12 protein-coding genes are annotated in these 15,099 nt (G+C 66.4%); 8 read left to right on the forward strand and 4 right to left on the reverse strand.

Translation table 11 applies throughout. The annotated features are described in order from the left end of the window. Positions 1-37: 37 nt before the first annotated feature. Complete coding sequence (locus tag DEBA_RS07500) at positions 38-664, forward strand: cyclase family protein (RefSeq protein ID WP_013258318.1); 627 nt, start codon at positions 38-40, stop codon at positions 662-664. On the opposite strand, the gene lnt is transcribed toward DEBA_RS07500, so the two are convergent. From lnt to DEBA_RS07515, 3 genes are all read right to left on the reverse strand, one after another. Continuing rightward, positions 615-2,180, reverse strand: a complete 1,566-nt coding sequence (gene lnt, locus DEBA_RS07505) for an apolipoprotein N-acyltransferase (RefSeq protein WP_013258319.1) — start codon at positions 2,178-2,180, stop codon at positions 615-617. The genes DEBA_RS07500 and lnt overlap by 50 nt on opposite strands. Positions 2,181-2,189: 9 nt before the next feature. Next, positions 2,190-2,729 (reverse strand): Slp family lipoprotein, encoded by a 540-nt coding sequence (locus DEBA_RS07510; RefSeq protein ID WP_013258320.1) that lies wholly within the window; start codon positions 2,727-2,729, stop codon positions 2,190-2,192. Positions 2,730-2,816: 87 nt separating this feature from the next. Beyond that, a complete protein-coding gene (locus DEBA_RS07515; RefSeq protein ID WP_013258321.1) occupies positions 2,817-4,082 on the reverse strand; it encodes an MFS transporter in 1,266 nt (421 codons plus the stop codon). A 278-nt stretch (positions 4,083-4,360) separates the two neighbouring features. Here DEBA_RS07515 and DEBA_RS07520 point away from each other — a divergent pair, with 278 nt between their 5' ends. Next, entirely contained in the window at positions 4,361-5,323 is a 963-nt protein-coding gene (locus tag DEBA_RS07520) for a Solitary outer membrane autotransporter beta-barrel domain (protein ID WP_187288606.1), read from the forward strand. Positions 5,324-5,393: 70 nt separating this feature from the next. Here the strand turns inward: DEBA_RS07520 and DEBA_RS07525 are convergent, their stop codons facing one another. Next, positions 5,394-7,097, reverse strand: a complete 1,704-nt coding sequence (locus tag DEBA_RS07525; protein ID WP_013258323.1) for an acyl-CoA dehydrogenase family protein — start codon at positions 7,095-7,097, stop codon at positions 5,394-5,396. A 388-nt stretch (positions 7,098-7,485) separates the two neighbouring features. Between DEBA_RS07525 and DEBA_RS07530 the strand changes: the two genes are divergently transcribed. The 6 genes from DEBA_RS07530 to DEBA_RS16965 all read left to right on the forward strand — a co-directional run bounded on the left by DEBA_RS07530 (position 7,486) and on the right by DEBA_RS16965 (position 15,068). Beyond that, positions 7,486-8,508, forward strand: a complete 1,023-nt coding sequence (locus DEBA_RS07530; RefSeq protein WP_013258324.1) for a class I SAM-dependent methyltransferase — start codon at positions 7,486-7,488, stop codon at positions 8,506-8,508. Between the two features lie 144 nt (positions 8,509-8,652). Beyond that, entirely contained in the window at positions 8,653-9,381 is a 729-nt protein-coding gene (locus tag DEBA_RS07535; protein ID WP_013258325.1) for a GntR family transcriptional regulator, read from the forward strand. Next, entirely contained in the window at positions 9,378-10,970 is a 1,593-nt protein-coding gene (locus tag DEBA_RS07540) for an FAD-binding oxidoreductase (protein ID WP_013258326.1), read from the forward strand. Before DEBA_RS07535 ends, DEBA_RS07540 begins: the two co-directional genes overlap by 4 nt. 15 nt (positions 10,971-10,985) lie before the next feature. Beyond that, entirely contained in the window at positions 10,986-12,554 is a 1,569-nt protein-coding gene (locus DEBA_RS07545; protein WP_013258327.1) for a glycerol-3-phosphate dehydrogenase/oxidase, read from the forward strand. Positions 12,555-12,592: 38 nt separating this feature from the next. Beyond that, the gene (locus tag DEBA_RS07550) at positions 12,593-14,170 is read left to right on the forward strand and encodes an FGGY-family carbohydrate kinase (RefSeq protein ID WP_013258328.1); all 1,578 of its coding nucleotides are present in this window, start codon (positions 12,593-12,595) and stop codon (positions 14,168-14,170) included. A 235-nt stretch (positions 14,171-14,405) separates the two neighbouring features. Then, positions 14,406-15,068, forward strand: coding sequence for a tetratricopeptide repeat protein (locus tag DEBA_RS16965; RefSeq protein ID WP_013258329.1), 663 nt, complete (start codon positions 14,406-14,408; stop codon positions 15,066-15,068). Positions 15,069-15,099 lie beyond the last annotated feature (31 nt).

Below are 15,099 nucleotides of genomic sequence, written 5' to 3' on the forward strand. Positions count from 1 at the left end.
CCAAGATATTACGCCGGCCAAGCGCGGAAGGGAAGCCATGAAATATCTAGACATCACCTTGCCCCTGCGGCCGGGGATGATCGCCTTTCCCGGCGACCCGGTCTTTGCCATGGAGCCGGTCAGTTCGCTGGCGGCCGGCGACGCCTGCAATCTGGCCCGCCTGACCATGGCCAGCCACAGCGGCACCCACGTCGACCCGCCGGCCCATTATCTGCCAGGCGCCCCCACCGTCGAGGCGCTGGAGTTGGAGCGCCTGATCGGCCCGGCCACGGTGCTGGACCTGCGCGGCGGGCGGCGCATCGATCGCGCGAGCCTGCAACGGGCCGGCTTTACGGGGCAAAAACGCGTGCTGCTCAAGACCGACAACGGCCCGCTGTTGGACGCCGGCGTCTTTCGCGACGACTACGCCTGCCTGGAGCTGGACGGCGCGCGTTTTTTGGTCGAGGCCGGCGTGTGGTTGGTGGGCGTGGATTATCTGAGCGTGGAGGATCACGCCGACGGCGGCTCGCCGGTGCACAAGCTGCTGCTGGCGGCCGGGGTGATCATCGTCGAGTGCCTGCGCCTGGGCCAGGCCCCGGCCGGCGACTACGAGTTGCTCTGCCTGCCGCTTTTGATCACTGGCGCAGACGGCGCGCCGGCGCGGGTGGTTTTGCGCCGGCCCTAGCGGCCAGGAAAGTCAGCGCGGCCAAGGCCAGGCTCAGGCCGATGGTCGGCCAGGGCCAGTGGCGGTCATAGAGGGTGCGCGTGTTCATCAGCGGGGCCACGGCGTAAAGGCTGGGGCCGTCGGTGAGCCGGGCCGCGCCGTCGGGGCCGATCAGGCCGCTGGGGCCACGGTTGGCCGCGCGCAGGCAAGCGCGGCGATTTTCCACGGCCCGCAGGCGCAGTTGCTCCACGGCTTGACGCGGGGCGGCTTGGTCGTCGAACCAGGCCTCGTTGGCCACGTTCAGCAGCAGGTCGGCCCCGGCCATGGTCTGGCGCCGGGCCAGGCCGGCAAAGGCGCTTTCAAAGCAGATCAGCGCGCCGATCTTGGCCGGGCCCAGGTCCAGGGGCGCGATGCTCTGGCCGGGCCAAAGATCCTGGCCACCGGCCAAGGGCGGCAGCCATTGGCGTGGCCAACCAGGGGGCGCGAACTCGCCGTAAGGGGCCAGCTTGGTTTTGTCGTAGTGGGCCACGGCCGCGCCGTCGGGGTTGAGCAGCCAGAGGCGGTTGGTGGGCTTTAGCCCTTGGTCGGTCTCCACCGCGCCCCGCGCGCCCAGGGCCAGGTAGGTCTTCAGCTCCATGGCCAGATAGCGGACAGCCAGGCCGCCGGAGACGGTCTGGAACAGATAATAAGGCGCGGCGGTTTCGGGCCAGGCCACCAGCAGCGGCCGTTGGGGGCGCTGATCCACGGCGGCGCGGGTCAACTGCTCCAGGCGGGCCACCACGGCCCTGGCGGCGGATTTGTCGCGCAACTGGGCCAGGTCGAAGTCGCCCTGCACCGCGCAAACGGCCAGCTTGGGCGCGGCCGCGGCCATGCCGTGGATGACGGCCCGTCGCTCCTGGCCCCACAGCCACGGCGCGATCAGGCACATGGCGGCCAGGGTCAGGCAGATGAAACGGCTGAAAAAAACGCGCCTGGGCCACAACGCCGCCCAGAACAGGGCGTTGACGCCGGCGGCCAGGGTCGAAAGCCCCATCACGCCCCAAAGCTCGGCCGATTGCAGCAGAAAGGGCTCGGCGGCCAGGGCCTGACCCAGGGGCAGCCACGGCAGGCGCAGGCCCACCAAGGCCCGGGCTTGCTCCATGGCCACCCAGGCCAGCGGCGCGGCGGCCAGGGTTAAGGCCGGCCAACGGCGCGGCAGGCGCAAGGCCACGGCGAAGGCCGCGGTGAACAGGCCCTGATAAACATAGCCCAGCGTGGCCATGGCCCAGGTCAACGGCCAACTCAGGCCGCCGTGGGCGGCGATCACCCCGGGCAGCCAGGCAAAGACCACCGCCGCCTGGGCCACGCCCCAGGCCAGGCCGCAAAGCGCCGCTTTCCACCAGCTCAGCAACCGCGCGGCCCAAAGCAGCGGCCCCAGGCAGACCAGGGCCAACGGCCACAGATCGTGGGGCGGCAGGGCCAGGCCGCCGGCCGCGCCGCCCACGGCGCAAAGCAGGGCCAGTGGCAAAACCGAGGCGGTGGCGCGATCTTGGTTCATGCGGGCAAATTACCACCACATGTAGGGCGACCAATACCAATACATGGCCGGCGGGCCGGGGTAGAGCGGCGGCATGGGGTCGTCGAAACGCACGTTCACCGGCCGCTTGGGCCACAGGTGGACGACCTTGCCGCGCAACAGGGCGTAGGTGTATTTGATCTCGCCCAGGGGCAGTTCCTCCACGCCGACCACCTGGCCGGCCACGCTGACCTCGCGGCCGGCCGCGTAGATGGCCGGGTCCAAAAACTGGGGCAGCGAGACGATGAAGCGGCCGTGGCTTTTGTCCACGTCCTGTGGCTGGCCGTTTTGGTCCAGGGGCAGTTGCACCACCTCGACCACCGTGCCCTGGGGCTTGTTGATGGTTTTGATCACCCGGCCGCCCCAGAGGACCGTTTTACCCTTGAAGGCGTCGGGTTGGGCCAGGACTTGATCCAGGCTCAGGTCGGGGCTGAGTTCGGCCTGGATTTGCTGGGGCAGGAAGGTCGGGCCGCAGGCGCTGAGGCCCAGCGCGGCCAGGAGCAGAAGCGTCGTCGTGAAGATGCGGGGCATGACAGTCCTCCGACCGCGTGAATGAATTGTCATGTCGGTAGGCTACATCATTGGCCCGTGCTTGGCAACAGCCTTGATCGACCGCCTTCACGCCGCCATCGGGGCTGGTTTTTTCGCCCACAGCACCAGCCCCGCCGCCACCACGTCGAGGACGATGAAGATGACGAAGGCCCAGTCATAAGAGCCGGTGTATTCGAAAACATGGCCCATGATGATCGAACCCACGCCCTCCAGGGCCAGAAACAGGGCCATGAAGCGAAAGACCCGGGCAAAAGCCAGCCGGCCATAAAGATAGCGCGCCACGATGGGGAAGGTGGACATGATCCCGCCCATGGCGAAGCCGAAAACCAGCACGAAGGCCAGGCTGATGGCCATGCCGCCGGGGACCAGCCCCAGGGCCAGGCCGACGACGTTGCAGATGTTGAGGCAGGCCACGACCTTCAGCGTGTCCAGGCGGTCGCAGATCATGCCCCAGAGGTATTTGCCGGCCGTGCCGGCCAGGGCCGTGGCCGACATCAAGAGCATGGCCGTGTGGTTGTCAAAGCCCACGTCACGCATGCGCGGGCCAAGCTGGAACATCACCCCCACCACGCCCATGGTCGAAAAGGCGTAGGACACGCCGACCTTCCAGAAAGACGGCTCGCGCATGATGCGCGCCGGCGTCCAGGCCATGGCCGCGGCCAGGGATTCGCCCGGCGGCGGCGGCGTGGCCGCCACGTCGCTGGCCAGTTGCTCGGGCGGCTGGCCGTCGACGTATTGGCCCACCGCTTCCGGGCTGTCGCGCACCAGCAGCCAGTTGAGCGGCGCGCCCAGCAGGATGAACAAACCCACCGCCAGGAATGTCGTGGGCAGGTCGCTGCGCTCCAGAATGACCATGGCCGCATAGGGCAGCACCGCCCCGGACAGCGAGATGCCCGCCGCGGCCAGGCCCATGGCCGAGCCCAGCCGTGGGCCGAACCAATTGGACACCGCCGTGTTGGCCACGATGCCGTTCATGGCCCCGTTGCCCCAGACCAGCACGACGAACAGGCCATAAAACAACAGCAGCCCGTCTACCTGACCCAGCATGATGAAGGCCGCCGCCGACACGATGGGCCCGATGGCCATCAGGCGGCGCGGGCCCACCACGCCCACGAAGGTGCCGTAGACCACCTGGGAGATCAGGCCCAGGCCAAAGCCCAGCATCGGCGCATAGTTGAGCTCGGCCCGGCTCCAGCCGTGGGTCTGGCACAGGGGCAACATCAGGGCGTTGAAGATGTAAAACGCCGAGCCGGTGGCCATGAAGTTGGACGTAAAGGCCGCCGCCACCACCCGCCAGCCCCAAAACGGCGTGGCGCTTTCGATTTTCCGCATGGGCCGACTCGCTGTTTGCTTACACGTTTGAATGGCTTGTTTGAGTGTGGCAGGCGGCGCGGGCCCAGTCAACATTGAACGAACGATCGTTCGTAATATCTCAAGGCCACTTTCGCCGGAAGCGGTTTTGCGTCTTGGCCGCCGAAACGGATCAGTGCTATTATCGCCGCCAAGCCTGCCCCGCCAAGCAAACGCGATCACCCGGAGTGTGTCGAAAGATGTCGGTCAGACGCTTTCATGTTTTACTTTTCGCGTGTTGTCTGACTTTGGGCGCCTGCTTGATCGGCGGCCCGGCCAGGGCGGAGCTAAGCCAGGACGAAAGAAAATTCCTGCACGAGATCTACCGCGAACAGACCAGGCGCGACGTGGGCTTTTTCAAGGTGCTGGCCGGGTTGACCAACATGGTGCTTTCACCCGACCTGTCGTCGGCCTTTTTGCGCACCGACGATGACGAATACGGCGTTTCGGGCGTGCGCTTTTCCAGCACCAAGCTGCCGTTTTATCACACCTTCAAATCGGAAAAGCACGATTGGTCCATCTTTGCCGGGCTGACCCTGGGCTATCTGAACGCCGCCCAAGATATCGACGCGCCGGCGGTTTTCAACGATCAGGACGAGCGCCTGGCGGTCAATTCCAGGTGGAAGGGCTACTCGGGCAACGTCGAGGCGGGGCTCAACTATCCGTTGGGACTGGGCTTTACCGTCAGCCCGTCGCTGGGCTTTGGCTTGGCCCAGTTGCGCAACAGCGTTGATTACCTCAACGCCTTCGGCAAAAACGAACTGGCCCCCATCATCGATGGCGTCACGGCCAACTTTTACGTGGACACCCTCAACTACAGCGCCGGCCTGGCCCTGGCCTACGATCTGGCCCTGGGCCCGGTGGATTTGCAGGCCAAGGCCAAATACAGCTACGTCTACACCCAGGCCTACGACAGCACCGACGAGGTCCAGCGTTTTCACGAACACACCGGCGTTGCCAGCGGCCGCCTGCAATTGCGCGGGCCCACCGGCCTGTCGCCCTGGGGCCTGCCCCTGGGCTGGGAGCTGTTCACGGCCCAGAACTGGCTGCCCGACATCGACAAGGAAGTCTTGGGCTTTACGTATTATTGCGAATTCGGCGGGGCCTTGGCGGTGGAGATAGCCAAGGCCGGCCTGCCGGTGCGCGCGCTGAAGTTGGGCGGCTCGGGGCTGGTGGGCGACGGCGTCAGCGGCTGGTCGTTGATCCTGGGCTATTCGTTCTAGGCGTGGCGCGCAAAAAACGGCCGCGACCCCATCGACGGGGCCGCGGCTTTTTGATTCAGGCGCTTTGACGCTAGTCGTTCATCTCGTAGAGGCCTTCCAGGGCGTAGACGTGTTCGGCCCAGATCGTGCCGAAGCGGGCCATGTCCACGTTGGGTCGGCGGATCATCTTCATGCACAGGTCCATCTGCTGGTCGGTGCTGCTGGGCTTTTGATAAAGCTCCATGGCGAACTTGGAGAAATCGCGCACGAAGCAGTCGAAGATCTGGTCGATGAGCGCCTCTTCCAGGCCCTCATGGGCGGCCGCCTCCAGGATGAGCTGGCCGTAGGGCACCAGGGTGAAGATCTCGCCTAGGCTGAGCAGGAAGTCGGTGTCGCGGGCCTGGTCCTTGCTGGGCGTGGCCTGGGACAGGAATCGCTCGAGCACCTTGACCTGCTCGCTGAAGATCTTGACGTTGGGCAGATGCTCCCACTTGGCCAGCACCGGCCGGAAGTCGTGGAACTGGATCTGGCCCAGGCCACGGGTGGGGCCCTGATCCCAGAGGAACGAGTCGCAGGCGGCGTCGCCGCGCTTGGGCGTCTCGGGGTAGGCCTTGGGGTTGAAGAAATAGTTGGCCATGAACTTGACGATCAGGGCCATGTTGACGTGGGCGGTGCCCTCCAGCTTGGGCAGGCCGCGAATGTCCGAGGCGGCCGAGGAGAAATACATCTCGTTCTCGAAGCCCTTGGCCGCGATGACGTTCCAGAGCATGTCGATGATGTTTTCGCCCTGGACGGTGACCTTCATCTTGACGATGGGGTTGTAGAGCAGATAGCGGCGGTCGTCGGCGTTGGCCGAGCGGAAGTAGTCGGAGGCCCTTTGGGCGAAGAGCTTCATGGCCACCAAGCGGGCGTAGGCGTCGACGAAGATCTGGCGCACGTGGGGGAAGTCGGTGACGAACATCTTGTAGAGCCGACGGTTGGCCGCGTGGTTGATCGACTCGTAGAGGGCGTGGGTGCAGATGCCCACCGAGGCCCAACCCAGGTTGTATTTGCCCACGTTTACCGTGTTCAGCGCCGAATCCCAGGCGTGGGGGCCCCGGGCGATGATGTCGGCCTCGCCGACGGGATAATCGTGCAGGGCGTACTCGGCCACGTACATCTGGCTGTCGACGACGTTTTTGACCAGCTCGAACTTCTCGTGGCCCGGCTGGGCGGCGAAAAAGACGTATTCGTTGTCGGTGCCGGCCATGCGGCCGAAGGTGCTGAGGATGGCCGCCTTGTTGCCGTTGCCGATGTAATACTTGCCGCCACGGGCCTTGTAGCCGCCCTGGCCGTCGCCGGAGAGGGTCATGTCGGTGGTGTAGATGTCGGCGCCGTGCTCGCGCTCGCTGAGGCCAAAGCCAAAGATCGCCCCGTCCTTGAGCAACTGGGCGGTGCGTTTTTTGATGGCCTCGTTATGGCTCATCCACAGCGGCCCCAGGCCCAGGATGGTCACCTGCCAGGTATACCAATAGACCAAGCCATAAAAGCCCAGGATCTCGTTGAACTCGCAGTTGCGGTAGGTGTCCCAGCGGGTCTGGCCGTCGCCGTAGGCCTGGGGCGTCAGCAGGTTGTAGAAGATCTGGTTGTCCTTCTGAAACTCCAGGAAATCGTCGTACCAGATGCGGTCGCGGTAGTCGGCCTTGAGGTTGCGTTTGCCCTTGCGCTCAAAGAAATCGATGGTCTTGACCATGATTTCCTTTGAGATTGCGTCGGGATAGGCCCTGGTGTGGTTTTTGGGATTTAAAAGGATCATGGTGTTCCCTTTGCGTGGAGCTGCGAGAGCGTTGGCGATTGTTGGGCAAAATCTATAGGCCGTGGCCGCGCTTTGTCAATATCGAACAGTCCGGCCTGGTTGAATGGCCAGAACCCGTGGCCCGGCTCGCCCGTGACGATCAATAAAACACGGTTTCGTTTTGAGGCCGCTGCACGGGGCAGGATGCCCCCCGTGCGCACTCTCGTTTTGGGATATTGTGTCATGCCGGAGCGGCCGGCGTCACGCCCAATATGCGAGGCCTGACCGCGCATGATTTTCGCTTTGTTTCCGAGAAAAAATCCTGATACTTCGTCGCGGCCATTGGCAAAGCCCTGGGCTGAACTTATGTTTATGCGTAACAGCCTGACTCAAACGAGAAGGAGCAGCCATGTCAGCGCAACAGTTCATGTTCGGCCCGCAAGACTTTTGCCGGCAGGACGAAACCGACGACAAGCTATTTTACGCCAAGCCGCGCCTGGTCTCGCACCTGGACCGCACGGCCCTGGCCACGGTGGAGCGGCTCATCGGCAGCTTGGTGATCGAGGAGCGCCCGGTGATCCTGGACCTGATGGCCAGTTGGGACAGCCACCTGCCGCCGGCGCTCGCGCCCGGCCGAGTGGTGGGTTTGGGGCTTAACGCGGAGGAGCTGCGGGCCAACCCGGCCTTGGACGAATTCGTCGTGGCCGACCTGAACCAGAGCCCCACCTTGCCCTGGCCCGACGCGACCTTTGACGTGGTTTTGAACACCGTCTCGGTGGACTACCTCACCCGGCCGCTGGAGGTCTTCGCCGAGGCGGGCAGGGTGCTCAAGCCCGGCGGGCTGTTTTTGGTGACGTTCTCGGACCGCTGGTTCGAGCCCAAGGTCACCCGCGTCTGGCGCGGCTCCAGCGAGGCCGAGCGCATCTTTTTGGTCGAGGAGCTATTTCGCGCCGCCGGCTGCTTTGGCCCGACCAGGGTTTTCACCAGCCGGGGCAAGGACCGCCCGGCCGACGACAAGTACGCCGCTTTGGGCCTGCCCAGCGACCCCATCGTCGCCATCTTTGCCGACAAGGCCGGCGGCGATCCGACGCGGCGGCCCAGGCCTCTGCCGGCCGACGATCGCCACGCCCCGGACAAGGCCGAACTGGCCCGGCGCTACGCGGCCGTGGGCCAAACCCTGGCCTGCCCTCACTGCGGCCAGGGCCTGCGCAAGTGGGCCGTGCCCCAGACGCCCTTCACCGAGTGGGACAACGACTTCATGTACGTCTGCTTCAACGACGCCTGCCCCTATCTGCGGGCCGGTTGGGACGCCATGAGCCGCCAGGGCAACCACGGCGTGTCGTATCGCTTGATGTACAACCCCGAAAATGGCGGCTGCATGCCCATCCCCGTGCAGAGCCTGAGCACCTTGCGTGACGGCCTGATCGACTGAACCGCCCGCCGCCGCGTGTTTCGCGCCGCCCTCGACGAGGGGGCGGTTTTTTTGTGCCGACACTCTGGTAATATTTGTGTGGCAATCAGGTAATACCTGATGTTACGATAAGTCAGATGACAACCCAGTGGCGAGGAGCGGCCCGTGGAGCAAAGCAAACAGCCGGCCAAACGGCTTTCCGACATAATCGAGGACAGGCTCGTCGAGATGATCCTCGGCGGCGATTTTCCGCCCGGCGCGGCCCTGCCCCTGGAGCGCGATCTGGCCGCCGGCCTGGGCGTGGGCCGGCCGACCCTGCGCGAGGCGCTCCAGCGCCTGGAGCGCGACGGCTGGCTCAGCGTGCGCAAGGGCCAGCCCACCAGGGTCAACGACTATTGGCGCGATGGCAATCTGAACATCATGGCCGCCCTGGCCCGCCATCACGCCAAGGCTCCGGCCCTGTTCATCGACTATCTGCTGGAGCTGCGCGTGGCCCTGACGCCCGCCTACGTCCGTCAGGCCGTGGAGGCCGACGCGGCCAGGGTGGTGGCCATGCTGGTCGAGCACGACCAACTGGCCGACGATCCGGCCAGCTTTGCCGATTTCGACTGGCGCTTGCAGAAAAACCTGGCCCGCGCGGCGGCCAACCCGGTCTACGCCCTGATGCTCAACAGTTTTGACACGGCCTATCTGCCGCTGGCCACGGAATATTTTGGCGGCGCGGCCAACCGCCGGGCCTCGGCGCGCTTTTATCGGCGGCTGATGGAGGCGGCCATGGCCCGCGATGGCGCTTTGGCCGCCGAGGTGGCCAGGGCGGCCATGACCGCGGCCATGGAAAATTGGCGGGCCGACCGCGCGGCGTTGGACCGCGCCGCCGGCGAGGAGCTCTCATGAGGCGCTGGAATGGCTGGGGCGACGAAGGCGTGTTGCTGGACGCGCCCGAGAGCGCCGTGGTTTTCATCGAAGGCAAGGTCGGTCCGGGCCGGCCGCCGGCCGACGCCAGCCTGGAGCGGGCCTTGGCCGCCGTACCCACGCCGCGCCTGAGCGCGCCGGCGTTCGTGGATCAAAGCCCCCTGGCCCGCCTGCGCCACAGCCTGGGCGAGAGCCTGCCCGACATGATCGCCGTGCGCGCCGGTCGTTTGCCGGGCTACGTCGACGGCGTGGCCTGGCCCACCTCAGCCGACGAAGTCCGCCAGGCCCTGGCCTGGGCCGCCCAGGCCGGCGCGGCGGTGATCCCCTATGGCGGCGGCACCAGCGTGGTGGGCCACCTGGACCCTGGCGGGTTGGACAGGCCGACGCTTTCGCTGGACATGTCGCGCTGCTCGGCCCTGCAAGAGCTCGACGGCGATGGCCGCCTGGCCGTTTTCGGCGCGGGCGCGGCCGGCCCGGACGTGGAGGCGGCCTTGCGGGCCCACGGCTTCACCCTGGGCCACTTTCCCCAATCGTGGGAATACTCCACCCTGGGCGGCTGGATCGCCGCGCGGTCGTCTGGCCAGTTTTCGCTGGGCTATGGCCGCATCGAGGCGCTGTTTGTCGGCGGTCGGCTGGAGACGCCGCGGGGCGAGCTGGTTCTGCCGGCCCTGCCGGCCTCGGCGGCCGGGCCCGATCTGCGTCAGGTCGTGCTGGGCTCGGAGGGCCGCTTGGGCGTGATCACCCAGGCCACGGTCAAGATCAGCCCCGCGCCCCAGGTCGAGGATTTGCGCGGCGCATTTTTCGCCGACCAGGGCCAGGCCGTCGACGCGGCGCGGTCCCTGGCCCAGAGCGGGCTGCCGCTGACCATGGTCCGGCTGAGCCTGCCCGCCGAGACCGAAACGAGCCTGCGCCTGGCCGGCGGCGGGCGGGCCATGGTGGCGCTGCGCAAATACCTGGCCTGGCGCGGCGTGGGCCAGGGCATGTGCCTGATGCTTTACGGCTTTTGCGGCGGGCGGCGGGCGGCGCGCTGGGTCATGGCCGAGGCCGGGCGCGTCGTGGCCCGCGCGGGCGGGGTGGCCGTGGGCCGGCGGCCGGGTCGGCAGTGGCTGCGAAACCGTTTCAGCTTGCCATATTTGCGCAATAATCTCTGGGCCATGGGCTACGCGGCCGACACCCTGGAGACCGCCACGCCCTGGCGGGCGGTCCTACCGATGGCCCAGGCCATCGAAGAGGCCTTGGCCGGCAGCCTGGCCGACGAAGGCGAGCGCGTCCACGCCTTTACCCATTTGTCGCACGTCTATGCCCACGGGGCCAGCGTCTACACCTCTTACGTTTTTCGTCTGGGCCAGGGCCCAGAGCAGACGCTGGCGCGCTGGCGCAAGCTCAAAGCCGCCGCCAGCCGGACCATCGTGGCCAATGGCGGCACGATCAGCCATCAGCACGGCGTGGGCCTCGATCACAAGGCCTATCTGCCGGCCGAAAAAGGCCCCTTGGGCCTGGATCTGCTGCGCGCCCAATGCGCGGCCATGGACCCAAAGGGCATGATGAACCCCGGGAAGTTACTCGATTAACGAAAGGACCGCGTCATGGAGCGCCAAGCGGCGTTGGAAAGCCTGGGCCGGCCCTGGGACGTGATCGTCATCGGCGGCGGGATCAACGGCGCGGGGGTCTTTCGTCTGGCCGCCGCCAGCGGGTTGCGCACGCTTTTGCTCGAACAGCGCGATTTCAGTTGGGGCGCTTCCAGCCGCACGGGCAAGCTGGTGCACGGCGGCTTGCGTTATCTGCTGCAAGGCCAACCGCGCACGACCTGGCGCTCGGTGCACGAGCGCGAGCGTCTCTTGCGCGGCTACGGCGGCCTGGTGGAGGGCTTGGGTTTTTTGTTTCCGCTGAGCAAGCGTCTGCGCCTGGCCAAGCCGTTGGTGCATCTGGCCCTGACCGGCTACGAACTGATGGCCGGCCGCTGGAGTTACAAGTTCCACCGTCCGGCCGCCTTCGCCATGTTGGCCCCGCGTTGCGATCAAGGGCGCCTCTGCGGCGGTTTCGCCTTCCAAGACGCCACCGCCGACGACGCCCGGCTGGTCTATCGCCTGTTGCAGGAGGGCCGGGCCATGGGCGGGGTCGCCGTCAACTACTGCTCGGCGCGGGCCTTTGACCGCGCTCACGACGGTCAGGCGCGGGGTCTGGAGGCCGTCGATGAACTGACCGGCCGTTCGTATCTGGCCCGGGGCAGGGTGATCTTGAACGCCAGCGGAGCCTGGACCGACGACGTGCGGGCCCATCTGGGCCAACGGCCCCGCCTGCGCCGTCTGCGGGGCAGTCATCTGATCCTGCCCCGTTGGCGCTTGCCGCTGGGCCAGGCCGTGGGCCTGCAACATCCGGCCGACGGTCGGGCCATGTACGTCATGCCCTGGGAAGGGGCCACGCTGGTGGGCACCACCGACATCGACCACGAGCAGGACATGACCGCCGAGCCGCGCATCCAGCCGGAAGAGGGGGCTTATCTGCTGGAGGCGTTGGCCTATTGGTTTCCCTCGCGGGGCATGGGGCCTGGCGACGTGCTCTCCACCTACGCCGGCGTGCGGCCGGTGATCGACAGCGGCAAGAAAGACCCCTCCAAGGAGTCTCGCGACCACGCCGTCTGGAGCGAGCACGGCGTGGTGACCATGACCGGCGGCAAGCTGACCACCTTTGGTCTGGTGGCCCGCCAAGGCCTGGCCGCCGCCGCCAAGTGGCTGCGCCTGTCGCGCCGGGTGGAGGGGCCGGGGCTGGTCGCGCCCCGGCCAACGGCCGCCGACGAAGATGCCCTGGCCGCGTTGCCGTCACGTCAGGCCAGGCGTTTGCTGGGGCGCTACGGAGAACTGGCCCCGCTGGTGGCCGCCCTGGGCGACGGCCAGGTGGTGGCCGGGACGGACGTGCTTTTGGCCGAACTGCGCTGGGCCGCCGCCAACGAAAACGTGGCCCGCCTGGAAGACCTGATGCTGCGACGCACCAGGCTGGGCCTGTTGTCGTCCGACGGTGGCGAGTCCGTGCTCGACCAGATCGGGGCGGCGATCCAGGCCGCCGCCGGCTGGGACGAGGCCCGCTGGCGAAAAGAGCGCCAAGATTATCGCCGAGCCTGGCGCGAGGCCTACAGTCCGGGGTTGCTGACGTGCTAAAATCGTGGCCGTTCATGGCTTGAGCGCGGGAGGGGCCGATGAGCGAAGAGCACAACGTCCTGGCCATCGACGTGGGCACGCAAAGCGCGCGGGCCTTTGTGTTCGGGGCCGATGGCGCAATGATCGACGGCGCGCGGGCGGTCTACGATCAACCCTATCATTCGCCCCAGCCTGGCTGGGCCGAGCAAGACCCGCGCATGTATTGGGACAAGCTGGCCGAGGCCTGTCACGGCCTGTGGCGGCGCGATCTGGCCCGGCCCGAGAGCCTGGCCGCCGTGGCCGTGACCACCCAACGCAATACCGTCGTCTGCCTCGACGCCCAGGCCAGGCCCCTGCGGCCGGCCATCGTCTGGCTGGACCAGCGCCGCGCCAGCGATTTGCGTCACTTGAGCCGGCTTTGGCGGGCGCTGTTCGGCGTGGCGGGCCTGGGCGGCACCATCGATTACCTCATGGCCGAAGCCGAGGCCAACTGGCTGCGCCAGCATCAGCCCGAGATTTGGCGCGACACGGCCCACTACCTGTTTCTTTCGGGCTATATCAACCACAAGCTGACCGGGCGTTTCGCCGATTCCACGGCATGTACGGTCGGCTACATGCCATTCGACTACAAGGCCCAGCGTTGGGCCGGCGATCTTTCGTGGAAGTGGAGCGCCATCCCCGTGCCGCGGCGGGCCTTGCCGGAGCTTGTGTCGCCGGGCCGCGAGCTGGGCCGCGTCAGCGCCGAGGCGGCCGGCTACACCGGGTTGCCCGTGGGCCTGCCGGTGATCGCCGGGGCCTCGGACAAATCTTGCGAGGTGCTGGGCGCGGGCTGCCTGTCGCCGCACCAGGGCTGCATCGGCTATGGCACCACCGCCACCATCAACGTCAACTGCGACAAATACATCGAGCCCATCGCCCTGGTGCCGCCGTACCCCAGCGCCAAGGCCGGGTCGTACAACCTGGAAGTCCAAATATTTCGCGGCTTTTGGATGGTCAGTTGGTTCAAGGAGCAGTTTGCCCAGCTCGAGCAGGAAGCGGCCAGGCTGCGGGGCGTGGAGGCCGAGGTGCTGCTGGAGGAACTGGCCAGCGATGTGCCGGCCGGCTCCATGGGCCTTGTTTTGCAGCCGTTCTGGAGCCCCGGCCTGCGCCACCCCGGCCCGGAGGCCAAGGGGGCGATCATCGGTTTTGGCGGCGCGCACAAAAAACAGCATCTCTACCGGGCCATGTTGGAAGGCCTGGCCTTTGCCCTGCGCGACGGCCGCGAGCGCATCCAGCGCCGCGACAAAACCAAACTGAGCGAGCTATACGTCTGCGGCGGCGGTTCGCGCAGCGACTTGGCCATGCAGATCACCGCCGATGTCTTCAATCTGCCGGCCAGCCGCCCGGCCCATTTCGAGGCCTCGGGCCTGGGCGCGGCCATGCTGGCCTGCCTGGGTTGCGGCCTGCATGAAGACCTGTCCGGAGCGGTGCGGGCCATGACCGCAACGGGCCGCACTTTCGAGCCGGACCGGTCTAACGTGGGCGTCTACGACGAACTCTACGACAAGGTGTATCGCCGGATGTACAAGCGCCTGCGGCCGTTTTACCAGCGCATCATGGCCGTCACCGGCTATCCCGCGCCGGCGGGAAAAGATTAGGACGGGCTAACCATCTGGCCAGCCGACCCGATATGATCTTGACAAAGGGGCGTGTTCGTTCTATTTTTCAATAATCGAAATCGTTGTCCGCTTGTGAGCAATCTTCATCGAAACGGATTTGATCAAGACTCGGAAGTCAACATTGAACGCTCGCTGCCTGTTCGTCGCGTTAGTTGTTTGTTGCATATGCGCATGCTTGCCGCCGACGGCCTTGGCGGTCGATGAATGTTCGCTGATGAAGCAGGCCGAGTGCCTGTTTGTCCAGCGAAACGACCTGCCCAAGGCCCGGGCCGCGGTTGAATCCTATCGCCAAGTGCTCAAAGAAGATCCCCAACAGGTCGAGGCCTCGATCAAGCTGGCCAGGTTGCTGATATTCATCGGCTCCCAAAAAGATTTGCAAAACGAGGGCCGTTATTACATGGAGGCCATCGAGGTCTCGCGACAGGCCCTGCGTTATCATCCCAACGACCCAGGGCCCCACTATTGGCTGGGCGTGGCCTGCGGCCTGATGGCCGACGTCTCCGGCGGCTTCACGGCCTTGGGCCTGGTCGACGACACCAAGCAGCAGATGGAGACGGTGATCAAGCTCGACCCCACCTACGATTACGGCGGGGCCTACCGCGTGCTGGGCCGGTTGCACACCAAATTGCCTTTCATCGTCGGCGGCGATAAAGAAAAAGCCGAACGCTACCTGCGCTTGGCCCTCAAGCTGGGCCCCACCTACATGCTCAACCACCTCTACCTGGCCGACCTGCTGATGGTCACCGACCGTTACGCCGAGGCCGAAGTCGTTCTGCGCCAGGTGCTGGCCGCCTCGGCCCAGCGCGGCCTGGAGCCCGAGGACAAGCTCTGGAAGATGCACGCCGGCGACGCCCTGGCCCATCGCATCGTCCGCTGAAGGCCGCTCGTCGGCGGCCCGTCCGCTGCCC

This window comes from Desulfarculus baarsii DSM 2075 (assembly GCF_000143965.1).
GTDB lineage: Bacteria > Desulfobacterota > Desulfarculia > Desulfarculales > Desulfarculaceae > Desulfarculus > Desulfarculus baarsii.